This window comes from Rhodoglobus galactosidasius (genome assembly GCF_054957775.1).
In genome coordinates this window covers 43,990-59,903 of sequence record NZ_JBQIAV010000008.1, presented here as the reverse complement: position 1 = coordinate 59,903, position 15,914 = coordinate 43,990, and the positions used below count along the sequence as shown (strand labels likewise).

Below are 15,914 nucleotides of genomic sequence, written 5' to 3'. Positions count from 1 at the left end.
TTTTTTCATGCTAATTGCAATGGCCGGGTTGCCGGGCGCCGGAAAGTCGACTCTCGCAGAGGTCGTCGGTGCCCGGCGCAAGATTACCGTGTTATCGGTTGATCAGATCGAGACCGCCATCCTGAAAGCGGGAATCAGCGGGGGGCAACCGACAGGTCTCGCCGCCTATCTGGTGGCAGAAACGCTCGCTGAGTCGGTGCTCATGCACGATCGGGACATCATTATCGATGCCGTGAATGCTGTGGACCCGGCCCGCGAACAGTGGGTGAACCTCGCCGAGCGCACAGGATCAGGCGTCCGGTTTATCGAAATCGTGTGCTCCGACAGAGAAGAACACAAAACTCGACTTGTCGAGCGCGCCGCAAAACGTGAGCAGTCTAGTGCGGTTGCGCGCAACGCAGTCGAGCACAATTTGGACGAGTACGCTCCCTGGACTGGGGCAAGCGGCGCTGTCGCGCGCATCACGCTCGACTCAGCCGGGGCGATTGGCGTCAACGTCGAACGCGCTATCGCCTTTCTTGACGCGTGATCGTTCTCCTTCCTCCCTCTGAAACGAAACGTGACGGGGGAGACCAAGGCTCGACGCTTGACTGGTCGCGACTGTCATTTCCTGCGCTGACCGAGCAACGTCAGGCTGTTGCCGCACAGCTCACCGAGCTCACCGGCGACGCCGACGTCGCACGGCGTGCTCTCGGGCTCAGCGTCAAACAGCAGTTTGAAGTAGAGCGAAACCGCACCTTCGAATCTGCGCCGGTCATGCCCGTGCTCGAACGCTACACGGGCGTTCTCTTTGACGGACTCGATGCGCCAAGCATGACGCCAACGGAGCGTTTGTTTGCCCACACAACGGTGGTTGTGCACTCGGCGCTCTTCGGGCCCGTGGGGGCAGGCGACCAGATTCCGGCCTACCGGCTTTCGCACAATTCGCGCCTTCCTGGGCTGACCCTCAAGTCGCATTGGCGCAAGTCGGTCACCGAGACCCTAAGCGCGGTTGAGGGATTGCAGTTGGATCTTCGTTCCGAAGCGTACGCACAATTGGGTGCAGCCTCACCAAACAGCGTTTATCTTCGAATCGTCACCGAGGGCCCGGATGGAAAGCGCGTCGCGCTGAGTCACTTCAACAAGAAGTCGAAAGGCATCTTTTCGCGCGCACTCATCAGCGCCGGGATCACACACTTAACAGTCGAGTCACTTATGGCGTGGTCACGAGGTGCTGGATTCCGGCTCGAGCACGGTGCGCCCGGCGAACTCGATCTCGTAGTGCCTAACGCCGGCGTCTAAACCGCGCGCCAGCATCCATCGACGTGGTCGTCGACCATGCCAGCAGACTGCATGAGTGCATACATTGTTGTCGGTCCGACGAACCGGAATCCGCTCGCCTTGAGTGCGTTACTCATCGCTGTCGACTCGGCGGTCACCGCAGGCAAATCAGCCAACGACACCAATCGCTGTGCGCGAGGCGGGGGAGCGAATTGCCACAGCAACGCGTCTAGTGCGCCTGGCGCCTCGCGCGTTAGTTCTAGCGTTGCCTGCGCATTCGTGATCGCCGCTGCGACTTTGAGCCGATTGCGGATGATTCGGGGATCGCTGAGCAGGCGAGCCACGTCTGAATCGGTGTAGTTCGCAATCGCGGCCGGATCGAACTGGTCGAACGCGTCGCGCAACCCCTCGCGTCGCCGCAGAATAGTGATCCAGGAAAGCCCGGCTTGAAAGGCTTCGAGCATGATCTTTTCAAACAGCTTGTGGTCGCCGCGCAGGGGAGAGCCCCACTCTTCGTCGTGATACTGGCGATAAAGTTCGTCGTCACCGACCCAGCCGCAGCGGCCACGGCCATCTGGGCCGACGAGAATTGACGCACGATCACTCATCGGTGAGTGATTCCTTCGTGGTCGAGCAGCCAGATTTTAGTAGGGATGCCGTCACCACCGCTGTAACCGGTGATGCGCTGGTTCGATGCGAGCACGCGGTGGCACGGCACGATGATCGGGATCGGGTTCGCACCAACGGCGCCTCCCACTGCTCGGCCCGCAGTCGGGCGACCGGTAGCGCGACCGATATCGGCATACGATACAGCCGAACCAAACGGCAGCTGATTGAGTTCGTGCCACACAGAACGTTGAAACTCGGTGCCCGCTGCTGAGAGCGGCAACTCGAATGATCGCCGTTTTCCGGAGAAGTACTCGGTGAGCTGTCGAGCAGCATCGTCGAGTACCGCGCACGTGTGCTCGTCTTCGTGCTCACGAGGTAGCGTGCCCGTGCTTTCGATGGCGAGCCCGGTGAGGCTTTCGCCATCACTGGTCAGCTCGATGCGCCCGATCGGAGAGGGCAGACGGCGCAGATAGGGGGACTCATCCTGGAGTGTGTTACCTGATTGCATGATTCGAGCGTAATCCTGACTCTAGATGCGCCGCTGGCTATTTTCGGACATCGCGACGCTGGGATGTCAGCGGGCGTGTGTTGAGGACAAGTCCTAGAGTTTCTCGTCGTTGCGCGGCTCGATGTTGATGCTCTTGTTGAGTTCGCTGATGGTGGCGTTGAGCGCCTCAAGCTGTTTCACGATCTCCTTGTAGCTTGCATCATTCGCTTCGATGACGTCGTACAGCGAGTTCAACGAGTTCTGACGGTCGATCAGGGAAGCCCGCTCGTTATCGGCCTGCTCTTGCGAACTAAAATCGCCATCCAATGAGCGGGCGTTGAAATCATTGATGTCGCGGTTGAGTCGCTCGTAGCCCGAGTTGTAGGCGTCGTAGTCCTCATCGATGCTGGCGCGCAGGGCATCAAGCTCCTTGACGAGTTTCTTGCTGGCGTCCTGCTGCGCGGTGAATACGGCGTTGGACTTCTCGTGCAGGGTTACCACCACGGCACGGTCAGTGAAGTATTCGGCGTAGTGCTCTTCAAGCTCAGGGCTGAGGTCTGAGAATTCAGTTCCAATAATCGAGTGCAGTTCGTTGGAGCGCTCGCCGGGCTCAGTTTTCGCATAGAACTCCAGCGTCGTTGCAAACTCTGGATCATCCTTCATACGTGTAGCCTCGGCTTCTAATAGCAGAGTCAGTCGCGCCCGTTCGTCAGCGGAGGTGCGATCCCACGCGGCGTGCAACATTTCGTGTGCGGCGACGACCTGCTCGATGCCGGCGAGACGATCATCCGTCACGTCAAAGAGGTAGATTGACTTTTCGCTGGGGAAATAGCAACCGAGCACGCCGAAGTCTTCTTCGACGTTTGAGCACGTGCTGTTGAAGGTGGGGTTCGACTGAATCGTTGGCTGGCTTGCGTAGAACAAGAACGTACCCTCGTCAGACATGTCCGACTCGGTGACATACTGCTGCAGGCTCGCTGATGGCTCGAATTGCCACACAGTGAACTGATCAGCGATGCGCTGTTGGTTGGTGAGAGCCCAGACTCCGGAAAAAATTACGGCGACGTTGAGCAAGAGCGCAAACGCAATCCCAATTGCGCGCGACGCCGTCATGGGGGATCGGCGATCGCGCCCGCGCAATATCGGCGAATTATCCTCAGTACTCACGAAACAACTCTAACTGAGCCGCGGGTAAGAGGGCGAACCTGCTGCGGTTCTAGAGGCGGCTCCATGCTTCGGTTAGCACCGAACGCAGGATCGATTCTATCTCGTCGAACTCGGCCGGGCCGATCGTCAATGGCGGTGCCAGTTGAATCACAGGATCGCCCCGATCATCCGCACGACAGTACAGTCCCGCATCGTAGAGAGCCTTGGAGAGGAAGCCACGAAGTAGGCGCTCGGATTCATCCTCGCTGAAAGTCTCCTTCGTCGCCTTATCTTTGACCAGCTCAATACCGAAGAAGTAGCCATCGCCGCGAACATCGCCCACGATCGGCAGGTCAAGCAAGCGCTCAAGTGCTGCGCGGAACTTCGGTGAGTTCTCCAGCACGTGCTCGTTGATCTTCTCTTCTTCGAAGATGTCGAGATTCTCGAGCGCGACAGCCGCCGATACCGGATGCCCACCAAAGGTGTACCCGTGATAGAACGTCGTGGCGCCGTGCTTGAAGGGCTCATAGACACGGTCAGAAACGATCGTCGCGCCAATGGGGGAGTAACCGCTTGTCATTCCCTTGGCGCACGTGATCATGTCGGGAATGTAGTCGTAGGCATCACACGCGAACATGTGGCCGAGGCGACCGAACGCACAAATCACTTCGTCGCTCACAAGCAAGACGTCGTACTGGTCGCAAATTTCGCGCACGCGCTGGAAGTAGCCGGGCGGCGGCGGGAAGCATCCACCCGAGTTCTGCACTGGCTCTAGGAACACCGCAGCAACAGTCTCGGGGCCTTCGAAGAGGATCATCTCCTCGATGCGGTTTGCTGCCCACAGTCCGAACTCTTCTTCGGTGCCGTGAAAGCCCATTTCTTCTGCGCGGTAGTAGTTCGTGTTTGGCACGCGAAAACCGCCAGGAACCAGCGGCTCAAACATCTCTTTCATGCCAGGGATGCCCGTGATCGTGAGGGCCCCCTGAGGCGTGCCGTGGTAGGCCACTGCTCGCGAGATGACCTTGTGCTTGGTGTGGCGCCCCTGCAGCTTCCAATACTGTTTGGCCAGCTTGAATGCCGTTTCAACAGCTTCGCCACCGCCGGTCGAGAAGAACACTCGGTTGAGGTCACCCGGCGCGTAGTTGGCCAAACGGTCAGCCAGTTCGATGGCTTTTGGATGCGCATACGACCAGAGTGGGAAGAAGGCGAGCTCTTCTGCCTGCTTAGCTGCAACTTCGGCCAGGCGTTTGCGGCCGTGACCGGCATTGACGACGAAAAGTCCGCTCAGGCCATCGAAGTACTTCTTGCCTTTGCTGTCATAGATGTGGTGGCCTTCGCCGCGAACAATAATGGGCACGCCGTGGCCGTCTTCCATCACCGACTGGCGAGAGAAGTGCATCCACAGGTGATCTTTTGCTTTTTGCTGCAGATCGGCTTCGTCGAACTCTGGCATGGCAGACACTTTCTTGGGGTTGGTTAAGGGGTTCTTGGGGGTTGGTTAGGGGGCCGCTTAGCGCGTGCCCCAGTTATAGAACTGCTTGTGGAGGCGGAGGTACACGAAGGTCTCTGTGGAGCGAACGCCTTCGATGCCGCGAATGTCACGGTTGAGGAGATCGATGAGGTCATCGTCGTTCTCACACACAACCTCAACGAGAAGGTCGAAGCTGCCGGCTGTGAGTACGAGATAGTCGACTGAGGGTAGCTTGCCGATTTGTTCAGCGACTGCGGCGGTGTCTCCCGACACTTGGATGCCGATCATGGCTTGCCGAAAGAAGCCCAACTGCATGGGGTCGGTGACGGCGACAACTTGCATGACACCGGAGTCTGTAAGCTTTTGAACGCGTTGCCGGACCGCTGCTTCGCTGAGCCCGACCGCCTTGCCGATTTCGGCGTAGGAACGGCGTCCGTCGTTTTGCAGTTGTTCGATGATCGCTTTTGAGACGTCATCGATATGTGCAGGCTTGACTGCGGAACTGCGCGAGGAGGTGCTCATGGGGCGAATTTATCAGCTGAATCGGCCTTCTGCAAGCGATTCCGTATCAAAATAGTGATTTCGCAGCGGAAACCGTCAGTTCAGCGGTGGATTTTTGACCGCGTGGTCGGTATCTTGGTGGCATGAGCGCTTCTGAGATCCGAAACTTTATCAACGGCGAATACGTTGCCGCACGCACCGAGAACAGCTTCGATGTGGTCGATCCTGCTACTGAGGAGAGCTACGCAGCATCACCGGTGTCCTCATCGGCTGATGTGGACGATGCCTATGGTGCCGCTGCGACAGCGTTCGAGACCTGGGGCGAGACCACTCCGGCAGAACGTCAGCTCGCCCTGTTCCGGATCGCTGACGCGATGGAGGCCCGCGCAGAAGAGTTTGCCGATCTGGAATCGAAAGATACCGGCAAGCCTCGCGCGAGTCTGGTGGCCGATGAGATTCTGTTGTCAGTCGACCAGATTAGATTCTTCGCTGGGGAGGCCCGCCACCTTTCGGGGATGGCCTCTGGCGAGTACATGAAAGACCACACCTCGTCGATACGTCGGGAACCGATCGGCGTCATCGGTCAGGTTGCACCCTGGAACTACCCGCTCAATATGGCGGTGTGGAAGGTTGCGCCGGCGATCGCCGCGGGAAATACGACAGTACTCAAGCCGAGTGATACGACCCCCTCGTCAACGCTGCTGTTCGCAGAAGTCGCCGCCGAATTCCTGCCCGCTGGTGTATTCAATGTGCTCACAGGAGATCGAACGACTGGTGGACTCATGATCGACCACAAGACACCGCAGATGGTGTCGATCACCGGCTCAGTACGTGCCGGTATGGAAGTTGCCAAGGCGGCATCCGTCGATCTCAAGCGGGTTCATTTGGAACTCGGAGGCAAGGCGCCGGTGGTGGTATTCAACGATGCGGACATCGCCGCAGCTGTTGCGGGGATCGGTGCGGCCGGGTACTTCAATGCTGGTCAGGACTGCACGGCAGCAACGCGCGTGATCGTACATGCGGACGTGCATGACGAATTCGTCGCCGAACTGGTGAGCTGGACTCGGGAGAATGCAAAGACCGGTGCGCCAGACGACGACGTGTACTTCGGCGCCGTGAACAATGCCAACCAGCTTGCACAGGTTTCGCGCGTTGTTGAGGAACTCCCATCGCACGCGCAGGTTGAACTGGGCGGCCAACGTCAGGGCCAGCGGGGTTACTTCTATGAGGCGACCATCATCTCGGGGCTTCAGCAGAATGACTCGGCGGTGCAGAACGAGATCTTTGGACCGGTAATCACCGTGCAGAAGTTCAGTGACGAGAAGCAGGCGCTCGAGTGGGCAAACGGGGTGGACTATGGACTCGCCTCAAGCGTGTGGACCCGAGATCATGCCCGCGCTATGCGCTTCGCCAAGTATTTGGACTTCGGATGCGTGTGGATCAACACACACATCCCGATCGTTGCCGAGATGCCCCACGGCGGTTTCAAGCACTCTGGCTATGGGAAAGACCTCTCAAGCTACGGTTTTGAGGACTACACCCGGATTAAGCACGTGATGAGTTTTATCGGACAAGCGTGACGTGTTCCCTCGAGAAACCGTCAAACGAGCCTAAACTTGCGGCGTGAAGCAAGACTTCGACGACACGATTACCGCGGGCCAACGCCCCAGCGTGCAGCCGACTGAGCCTGACCTGGATGACACGATTATTCTCACGTCGAGAAAACCGCAGGCAATAGTGCAGCCGTTAGCGTGCCCCGCCCCTGCTCGCAGCCAGACCTCAGCGCTGCATTACCGGGTGCAATTGGATGGCGCCGCTGGCGAACACAACCTTGAACACCCCTGTGTCTTTGGGCGCGACCCTCGCCCGCCCCGCATTGTTCGAGGAGCGGGACCAAGGCTTATTGCAGTAAATTCACCGAACCGAGAGGTCTCCGAAACCCACATTGAAATACGTCAGCTCGGTTCTTCGGTTATCGTGACAGATCTTCGATCTACCAATGGTTCGGTTGTTCACGTACCGGGCAATGCTGCGAGAAAACTCCGGCAGGGTGAGTCGGTAGTCGTATCTGCCGGCACGCTAGTGGATATTGGAGACGGAAACATTATTCGGATTCTGCCACGGCGGCGTCTGGAGTAAATCGCGCAGGAAGGTAGCCGTGACCGAAATCGGCGGCAACAACTCAGGCCACACCATCGCACTGCCGGGGCGAGAAGACCAGACATTTACATTTGCTTGGGCTGCAGACACCCACACCGGCCATCGGCGTGCCGCAAATGAGGATAGTTATGTCGCTCGACTCCCCATGTTTGCCGTCGCTGACGGTATGGGCGGCCACTCTGCGGGTGATCTCGCCAGTGCCGCAGTCGTAGAACGACTCGACGATGCCATCACGGGAGACTTTTTGCCTGCTCGTGCTGTTGAACGTGCTCTCGAGCGCGCGACGGACTACATCGGCTTGATCGCCCAAGACAGCGAACTCGGAGTCGGCACCACAGTGACAGGCGCCGTAATCACCGAACACCACGAATCGGCGAGCTTTGCGGTCTTCAACGTTGGCGATAGCCGGGTGTATTCGTTTGAGGACGACACTCTTACCCAGATCACCCGTGACCACTCTGTGGTGCAAGACCTCGTGGATGCGGGACTCATCTCCCGTGACGAAGCAGACGATCATCCTGATGCCAACATCATCACGCGCGCCATCGGATTTAACGCGGCACCTTCTCCAGATTTTTGGATGGTGCCGATTCACCGCGGGCAACGGTTGCTGATTTGTTCGGATGGGCTCACTCGGGAGGTGCCCGAGGGGGAACTCTCGCGGCAGCTGGCCGAACGTCGTGACCCCTCCGAGACGGTTTCGACCTTGATCGATTCTGCACTCGATAGTGGTGGTCGCGACAACATCACAGCGATCATCGTCGATGTACTAGAAGTACCTACAGTGGACTAAGCGGTAGGTCCTCCATACTGAGGACAGACAATCTGGCCCCAGACAAGGGGGAGAATCCGAATATTGAGCTAATTGCTCACTTAGAATGGTCGAACTCGTCGACATGTTGGGGGTGTGCTGTGGCTCGAAGACTGCCCTCTGATCCCCCTGCACTCCCGGGCTTTTCACACGTTCACGTTCTCGGTTCCGGAGGCTTTGCCGACGTCTTTCTTTATGAGCAGAACATGCCACGGCGGCAGGTAGCCGTTAAGGTCATGTTGAGCGAGGTCGTCAACGATCAGGTTCGGCAGATGTTCCAGGCTGAGGCAAATCTTATGGCGCAGCTGAGCGCACATCCGTCGATTCTCACGGTCTATCAGGCGAGCGTGTCATCAGACGGACGACCCTATTTGGTGATGGAACTCTGTTCCTCAACCCTCAGCCAGCGTTACCGAGCAGAGCGCCTGCCCGTGCCAGAGGTGCTGCGCATCGCCATCAAGATCGGCAGTGCGATTGAGACTGCCCACCGCGCAGGAGTACTGCACCGCGACATCAAGCCCTCGAACATTTTGACAACCGCCTACGGACATCCGGTGCTGTCTGACTTTGGTATCGCGGCGACTCTTAGCGAGTCCGAGAATCTTGAAGCGGTTGGTATGTCCATTCCGTGGTCTGCCCCCGAAGTTTTGATGGATGAGACCGCGGGCACGATCGAATCCGAACTGTGGTCGTATGCCGCGACCGTGTATTCGCTCCTAGCCGGCCGATCACCGTTTGAGGTGCCGGGAGAGTCGAACAAATCAACTGACCTGATTTCACGAATCAACCGCGCGAAGCCTCGCTCCACGGGCCGTGGTGATGTGCCGGAAAGCTTGGATCGTGCGCTGACGCGCGCGATGTCGCGCAAGCCGGAATCGCGTCAGGGCAGCGTCTTGGAGTTGGTGCACGAACTTCAGGCCGTGGAATCTGAGCTCGGTCTATCGCAAACTCCCATTGAAGTTGCGATGGATGATTGGGCTCTCGCCACGGTTGCAGAACTCGAAGATCGTACGCGTGTGCGACCAGGCCAAGCGTTGCCAGTTTCATCCGCCCAACGGCGCAAGCGTCGTCGTTCGGCCGCGATCGACGACAGCTTTGGCTCCTTCGATAGCGAGGCTGTCGAAGGCAAGGCGGCACGGCAAAAGACGGGCTCGAACCCGCTTCGTCGTGGCAACAGTATGCAGGTAGTCGCCTGGGTGGGTGTAGTGCTCGCCGCCCTCATTGTGGTTCTAGGAGCGACGGTGACTTTCGCGCAATTGCAATCACGGTCAAGCGGAATCCCCACGGTTAGCGACATTGGGGCCACGGTGTCTAGCGATGTCGTGGAATTCTCGTGGGCCGACCCGGGACTCGAAGCGGCAGATTCGTACCAGATCACCACGACTGATGGGCAACCGCCGGTGCAGCAACGTGAACCCAATTTCGTGGTCGACGCGGAATCAGGCGAGAACGTGTGCATTTCGGTGACGGTCACGCGCGACGGCAAATCGGGACCATCGAGCGCTCAGAAGTGTGCGGTGCTGCCATGACGATAGGTAACTCTGGTCGTGGCTGTGGCTAAGGGGTGGCGTGGGGCGCGTCGTTCGACTGTTGTTGGCGCGGTGAGTATCTCGGCGATCGTCGCACTGATAGTGACGGTCGCAGTTGTGTCGACGGGGTACACGGCTCAGCGCGTTGATCTTGCAGACGGCGCAGTGTGGGTTGCGAACAACCAACAGCAGGCAATTGGCCGTGCAAGCACGGAAGTGCTCGAAATTAACTCTGTGGTGAGCGCTCAAAGTGCTGACCTCGAAGTTGTTCAGCACGGCGAGAATGTCTTGCTGTTCGATCGTTTAGAGAGCGTGATCGATGTTGTCGACCCCGCGCTGTCGGAGGTCGCGGAGAGCGTCGCGCTGCCGCCCAACCAACCTGAGGTTTACTTTGCGGCCGACAACGTTGTTGTGCTCGAACACGGCACGGGCGAGGTTTGGATCCGCTCGTACGACGATTTTCTTAACTTTGATGCCGAGTCGGCCGCGTCGCTGAGTCTCGGCGCCGACGCCATTGTGAGCGTCGACGAGAACGGACTGTTATTCGCGTTCTCCCCATCGACGAGTCAGCTTTTCCGGGTAAACGCGGCGCTCTCTGACACTGCCGAGTCAAGCGTCACCCTCGATCTCGACACCACGGCCGAACTCAGCATCACGTCGGCAGCAGGCCAGTGGGCGATCCTCGATGCGGATGCTCAACTGCTGTACATGGACGGCAGAACTGTTGACCTCACCGGCCTTATCGACGGCGGCAATGGCCCAGTGCTCCAACTCCCGTCCGCTGGGGGAGAGCGTGTGCTCGTCAGCTATAGCGATGGCGTGTTGAGCGTTCCGCTGAGCGGTGCGGCAGCGGTGGGTTTGTCCACCGGCCAGTCGGGATTGGCAGCGGCTCCGCTTCGGATCGGCGATTGCGAATTTGCCGCGTGGACAAGTGGCGAGAACTGGCGACGCTGTCCTACTGATGCTGGCGATGGTGTGATGCTGCAATTGGCTGAGATGGAGGCCAATGCGCAGCTTTCGTATTCCGCCAACGGTACGCGTGCGGTGCTCAACGACCGGCTCACTGGCCGCACCTGGGCAGTACAGAGCAACGGCGAATTGATCAACAACTGGAACCAACTCATCACTACTGATGAGGAAGAACCTGAAGTCGAACAAAACCTTCTCGACCTTGAGCCTGAGGTCGACAAAGTGCAGCAGCCGCCCGTTGCAGTCGATGACGTCTTCGGGGCCAGGCCAGGGCGCGCAACGGTTCTTCCCGTTCTGTTGAATGACTACGACGCGAACGGTGACGTTCTTGTCGTCGAAGCGTTGCCAACTATTAGTGCCGGTATCGGCCGCATTGACCGCATTAACGAACGTCAACAGATTCAGCTCACGCTCGAACCGGGAGCAAGTGGTCAAATTAGTTTTGGCTACACAGTCAGCGATGGTCGTGGAGGCACCGCCACCGCAAACGTGGTCGTAGAGATTCGCGCGGATTCTGAAAACTCTCCACCACAGCAGGTGCGTGCCACGAAGTTCACTGTGCAAACAAGTGGCCGCGTTACTGAACAGATTCTCGGCGACTGGGTTGACCCCGACGGTGATCCGTTCTATCTGACAAGCGCCTCAGTAGCCGTGCCAGACGCCGTGAGCTATAAGCCGGGCGGCGACGTCGTGTTCTCCGATTCTGGCGCGGGTGGCGAACTCAAAATTGTCACGCTGGTGGTCTCTGATGGCGACGCCGAAAGTTCGGGGAGCATCTCGGTTTCAGTCAAACCGCCAGGGGAGGTTCCGATCGAGGCCGATCCCTTCGTTGTGCTCGCCTATGCGGGCAAAGAAGTCACTGTCTCGCCGCTCGCCCATGTTCGGGGTGGCAATGGCAACATTCGCCTCAACAGCGTTCCTGCGAAGACTGGCGCGCAAGTCTTGCCCAGTTATGAGACCGGAACCTTCCGCTTTGAGAGTAATGAGACTCGCAGCCACAATCTCGAATACGTTGTCACGGATGGCAACCTGACCTTCACGGCACTCGTGCGCATCGACGTCGTTGCACCACCAGACGCGAACACGTCACCGATTACGGTGCCTAAAACGATCTTTGTAAAGACGCTTCAGAACGAACGAATCGATGTCGCCGGAACTGACGTAGACCCGGCCGGTGGAGTCCTGCTCGTCACCGAAATCATGAACCTCCCCTCTAGTTCTGGTGTGCGCGCCGAAATCTTGGAACAGCGACTCGTTCGCGTGAGTCTCGAAGCTCCGCTCGACGATGGGCCCGTGAGCTTCAACTACCGCATCAGCAATGGGCTTGCGGATGCGGTTGGCGTGATTACGGTCGTCGAAATTCCGGCGCCGTCCCGGCTGCAAGCGCCCATCGCCAACGATGATTCGGTGACGGTTCGCGTGGGCCAAGCAGTCGACATCCGGGTGCTTCACAACGACGAGCACCCCGATGGGCTTGAGTTGACGCTTGTGCCCAAGCTGGCTCAGGATTTGCCCGATGACTCTGGCCTGTTATTCGCCTCAGGCGAGGTGCTGCGCTACCTAGCGCCAGACCGCACCGGAAACTTCACTGCGGCGTATCAAGTTGCCGGCCCCGACGGTCAGTCAGCAACTGCGATCGTGCGTATCGCGGTGCGTGAACTCGACCCAGCAAGCAATAACCCGCCGGTGCCGCCAACGGTTACTGCTCGTGTGCTCGCGGGGGACACCGTTCGAGTGCAGATCCCGTTGACATCAGCAGACCCCGATGGTGACTCGGTGCAACTGCTTGGGCAAGCAACTAACCCCAGCAAGGGTGCGGTCATTGAAGTTGACTCCAACACCTTCGTCTATCAGGCCGGAGAGTACTCGGCCGGAACAGACACCTTTAGCTACACGCTGATCGATTCTTTGGGTGCGCGAGCGAACGGTAAAATCAATATCGGCATCAGCCCTCGAATCGATGGTGCCCGAAATCCGGTTGCGATCATTGACGAGGTCACGGTGAAGCCGGGCATTACCGTGTCGGTTCAGGTGCTCGCCAATGACTCTGACCCTGACGGAAGCCCACTGTCAGTCGTGTCGGTTGAGCCGAACGATCCCATCACTATCGCCGAGATCGACGGTGATGTTGTCAAGGTGACTCCGCCGGCTGCCCCCGGTGACTACGGAATCATTTACGTGATTGAAAACGAAACGGGTGGTTCGAGCCAGAACTTCATCCGCGTAACAGTCGATCCCGAGGCGAAGCCCGCCTACCCGGTCGCGACGGATAGTGTGCTCACGCTGTCTGATGTGCTTGACCGCAACCGCGTAACTGTCGATGTCCTTGGTGATGTTTTCTTTGCGGATGGCGACCCGCGCACACTCTCGCTTGCGATCTATTCGGGGTTCGGCGATGTCGCGCGAGTAACCTCTGACAAGAAGATAGAGGTCTCGGTCGAGGATGCGGGCCAGATCATCCCATTCCGTGTCACTAATCCGGTCGATCCCACCGCATTCAGCTATGCCTTCATTAAAGTGCCCGGCTACAACGACGCTTTGCCACAAATCGATCGTCGCGCCCAGAAATTGAGCGTCAATAGCGAGAGCACTCTTGTTATCGATCTCAACGACTACATCATTGCGGTCGGAGAAAAGCCGGTTCGGCTCACCGACTCCAGCACAGTGCTGGCCACCCACAGTGATGGCTCTGACCTCGTGCGCGACGAAGACACTCTGGTGTATACCTCGGCCGAAAAGTACTTCGGGCCAGCATCCATCTCGTTTGAGGTCACTGATGGTGCTTCGGCGACGGATCCCCAAGGTCGAACAGCAATTCTCGTGCTGCCGATTGATGTACTTCCTCGTGACAACCAAGCCCCTGTATTCGGTGGCGCGGTCATTGACTTTGAGCCGGGCCAAGAGAAGGAGATTGATCTCCTTAAGCTGACCAACTATCCGTACCCTGATGATCTCGACGAGCTCGCTTATTCAGTGCTGAGCCCCTTGCCTGGAGGCTTCACGTACTCACTCGACGGCCCGGTGTTGACTCTTCGTGCCAACAACAGTGCGTTCAAGGGAGCGCGAACCTCGATTTCGCTCGGCGTTCGAGATGATCTCTCTGAGGGCAAGTCGGGACGAATCGAACTGAACGTGGTTCCCTCGACACGGCCGCTTGCCAGCCCTGCCGCCGATCTCGCGATCGCCAAGCGCGGGCAGATAACTGTCGTTGATGTGCTCGCAAACGACGCATCAACTAATCCTTTCCCTGGCGCACCGTTGCGCGTGATCGACATTCGCGGACTCGGTGGAGGAGCAATCCCCGCCGGGCTCTCGATCGTGCCGAGCAGCGACAACAGCACGCTGACCGTCACCGTTTCCGCGGAAGCGGTGCCCGGCGACGTGAACCTTCAGTATCGGGTCGCTGACGCCACTAATGATGCAACTCGCTATGTGTGGGGCACGGTCCTCGTCTCGGTTCAGGACCGACCCGATCCGGTTTCCAATCTCGGACCAAGCGGCTTTGGCGACAAAACGATCATGATGCGCTGGAACGCGGGGCCAGCCAACAACTCTGCAATTACGTCGTATCAAGTAACCACAAAGACGGGCGCTGCCGTCGGCAACACGACTGAGTGTGCAGGCACAACGTGTGCGCTCGCTACAACAGGAAACGGCCCAGCAAACGCGGTTAAGGTGACGGTTGTTGCCGTCAACGCGATCGGGGAATCTGACCCCGTAACGCTGGCAGACTCGGTCTGGTCAGACATCATCCCTGTTGCCCCGACCGCACTAAGCGCAACTCCTCTCGACCACGGTCTGCGACTGACATGGAATGCTGTTCCAACACCATCTGGTGGTTCTCCGGTCGACCGCTATCGCGTTGTTGTTGGTGGATTCGAGACCTCGCTTGGTCTAACTCCGTGCGACGGTTCCAGCTGCACCTGGGACACCCTATCCACGTGGGTGCTCGACAACGGTGTGGCAATCACCTACACGGTGAGCCCCCGCAACGCGGCCTACACCGCGCTATCTGTCTGGAACACCAGCGAGCCCCGCAGTGCAATCCCCGCTGGCCCGCCGATTGCGCTTGCCGCGCCAGTGGCGAGTGCCGTCAACGACAGCACGGTCACTCTTACCTGGGCGGGAGCGTTCACCGAAAACGGCCGACCCGTCACTGCTTACACCGCCGCGGCTTACACCGGTACCGCACCAACCTGTGCCGCGAACGGCTCGATCACCAGTCATGGTGCAGCACTCTCCGCGGTCGGAAGCGGGACATCCACGACGTTTAATGGGCTGTCACCGAACCGCACATACTCAATGCTCGTGTTCGCAAACAACGGCCAGGGCTGCACCGCATCGCCCACCGTCATCGCGCATACCCCGCCCGCCGTCGTGACCGCGCTCAATACGGCGGGCCCCGTGCCCAATGGCAACCGGTTCGACTTCACTGTCAACGGCGGAAGGATGGGCAGCGACCGACTTACTAGCGACTACACGCTCTACTACCGGTTAAGCGGAGGCAGCGTTCCCGGAACGATCTTCGGTCCCGTTGCGCTTGGTTCCTTCTTGACCGCCGATGGTGGCCAACAGTATGGAAAGTACATTTCAGTCGAAGTGCGTGCGTGCCGGAGCTACGGATCTGCCCCCATCTGCCAGCCCGATTGGTCAGTGCCGTTCCCACTCGGCGTTCCAGTGAACCCCTCGGTTGCGAGCCTCGCCTTCACTTCAGACGGCGACGTCCTCAACGAGAGCGGAACCTTCGAGTGGCTCGACTGGCCAGCAGGAACCTACGAGGCAGTGCACTACCGCTGCGGCGGTGCGACTCTGGGACCCTGGCAGACAGCCGACCCCAGCACGCCAGGCGGCAGCTGCCACGCTGACGTTGCTCTAAAGGCGAACCCGACACTCGTAGTACGCGTCATCGCCAACGGCGGCCAAACCTATGACCGAACGTATAACGGATTCGATTATGACTAGAGGTGCGCT

General features: G+C 58.8%; 12 protein-coding genes. 7 read left to right on the top strand and 5 right to left on the bottom strand.

What is annotated here, in order from left to right:
- The first annotated feature begins 7 nt into the window (after positions 1-7).
- Positions 8-529: a P-loop nucleotide/nucleoside kinase family protein gene (locus ACTJJW_RS11240; protein WP_462644703.1), complete on the top strand. Its 522-nt coding sequence runs from the start codon at positions 8-10 to the stop codon at positions 527-529.
- Complete coding sequence (locus tag ACTJJW_RS11235) at positions 526-1,281, top strand: YaaA family protein (RefSeq protein ID WP_462644701.1); 756 nt, start codon at positions 526-528, stop codon at positions 1,279-1,281. The genes ACTJJW_RS11240 and ACTJJW_RS11235 overlap by 4 nt, the downstream gene beginning before the upstream one ends.
- Here the strand turns inward: ACTJJW_RS11235 and ACTJJW_RS11230 are convergent.
- From ACTJJW_RS11230 to ACTJJW_RS11210, 5 genes are all read right to left on the bottom strand, one after another.
- A complete protein-coding gene (locus tag ACTJJW_RS11230; protein WP_462644699.1) occupies positions 1,278-1,868 on the bottom strand; it encodes a DNA-3-methyladenine glycosylase I in 591 nt (196 codons plus the stop codon). The genes ACTJJW_RS11235 and ACTJJW_RS11230 overlap by 4 nt on opposite strands.
- Positions 1,865-2,377: a methylated-DNA--[protein]-cysteine S-methyltransferase gene (locus tag ACTJJW_RS11225; RefSeq protein WP_462644697.1), complete on the bottom strand. Its 513-nt coding sequence runs from the start codon at positions 2,375-2,377 to the stop codon at positions 1,865-1,867. Before ACTJJW_RS11225 ends, ACTJJW_RS11230 begins: the two co-directional genes overlap by 4 nt.
- 93 nt (positions 2,378-2,470) lie before the next feature.
- The gene (locus tag ACTJJW_RS11220) at positions 2,471-3,523 is read right to left on the bottom strand and encodes a hypothetical protein (RefSeq protein WP_462644695.1); all 1,053 of its coding nucleotides are present in this window, start codon (positions 3,521-3,523) and stop codon (positions 2,471-2,473) included.
- A gap of 49 nt (positions 3,524-3,572) precedes the next feature.
- Positions 3,573-4,955, bottom strand: a complete 1,383-nt coding sequence (locus ACTJJW_RS11215) for an aspartate aminotransferase family protein (protein WP_462644693.1) — start codon at positions 4,953-4,955, stop codon at positions 3,573-3,575.
- 57 nt (positions 4,956-5,012) lie between these two features.
- Positions 5,013-5,495: an Lrp/AsnC family transcriptional regulator gene (locus tag ACTJJW_RS11210; protein WP_462644691.1), complete on the bottom strand. Its 483-nt coding sequence runs from the start codon at positions 5,493-5,495 to the stop codon at positions 5,013-5,015.
- 122 nt (positions 5,496-5,617) lie between these two features.
- Here ACTJJW_RS11210 and ACTJJW_RS11205 point away from each other — a divergent pair, with 122 nt between their 5' ends.
- The 5 genes from ACTJJW_RS11205 to ACTJJW_RS11185 all read left to right on the top strand — a co-directional run bounded on the left by ACTJJW_RS11205 (position 5,618) and on the right by ACTJJW_RS11185 (position 15,905).
- Positions 5,618-7,054, top strand: a complete 1,437-nt coding sequence (locus tag ACTJJW_RS11205) for a gamma-aminobutyraldehyde dehydrogenase (protein WP_462644689.1) — start codon at positions 5,618-5,620, stop codon at positions 7,052-7,054.
- Positions 7,055-7,097: 43 nt separating this feature from the next.
- Positions 7,098-7,613, top strand: coding sequence for an FHA domain-containing protein (locus ACTJJW_RS11200; protein ID WP_462644687.1), 516 nt, complete (start codon positions 7,098-7,100; stop codon positions 7,611-7,613).
- A gap of 19 nt (positions 7,614-7,632) precedes the next feature.
- Entirely contained in the window at positions 7,633-8,427 is a 795-nt protein-coding gene (locus tag ACTJJW_RS11195) for a PP2C family protein-serine/threonine phosphatase (protein WP_462644686.1), read from the top strand.
- Between the two features lie 119 nt (positions 8,428-8,546).
- Positions 8,547-9,974, top strand: coding sequence for a serine/threonine-protein kinase (locus tag ACTJJW_RS11190; RefSeq protein WP_462644684.1), 1,428 nt, complete (start codon positions 8,547-8,549; stop codon positions 9,972-9,974).
- A gap of 18 nt (positions 9,975-9,992) precedes the next feature.
- The gene (locus ACTJJW_RS11185) at positions 9,993-15,905 is read left to right on the top strand and encodes an Ig-like domain-containing protein (RefSeq protein WP_462644682.1); all 5,913 of its coding nucleotides are present in this window, start codon (positions 9,993-9,995) and stop codon (positions 15,903-15,905) included.
- Positions 15,906-15,914 lie beyond the last annotated feature (9 nt).

Bases quoted from the DNA above. Each gene is read 5' to 3' on its own strand.
- ACTJJW_RS11205 (WP_462644689.1), top strand. From the start codon at position 5,618: ATGAGCGCTTCTGAGATCCGAAACTTTATCAACGGCGAATACGTTGCC.
- ACTJJW_RS11210 (WP_462644691.1), bottom strand. From the start codon at position 5,495: ATGAGCACCTCCTCGCGCAGTTCCGCAGTCAAGCCTGCACATATCGAT.
- ACTJJW_RS11230 (WP_462644699.1), bottom strand. From the start codon at position 1,868: ATGAGTGATCGTGCGTCAATTCTCGTCGGCCCAGATGGCCGTGGCCGC.
- ACTJJW_RS11215 (WP_462644693.1), bottom strand. From the start codon at position 4,955: ATGCCAGAGTTCGACGAAGCCGATCTGCAGCAAAAAGCAAAAGATCAC.
- ACTJJW_RS11225 (WP_462644697.1), bottom strand. From the start codon at position 2,377: ATGCAATCAGGTAACACACTCCAGGATGAGTCCCCCTATCTGCGCCGT.
- ACTJJW_RS11240 (WP_462644703.1), top strand. From the start codon at position 8: ATGCTAATTGCAATGGCCGGGTTGCCGGGCGCCGGAAAGTCGACTCTC.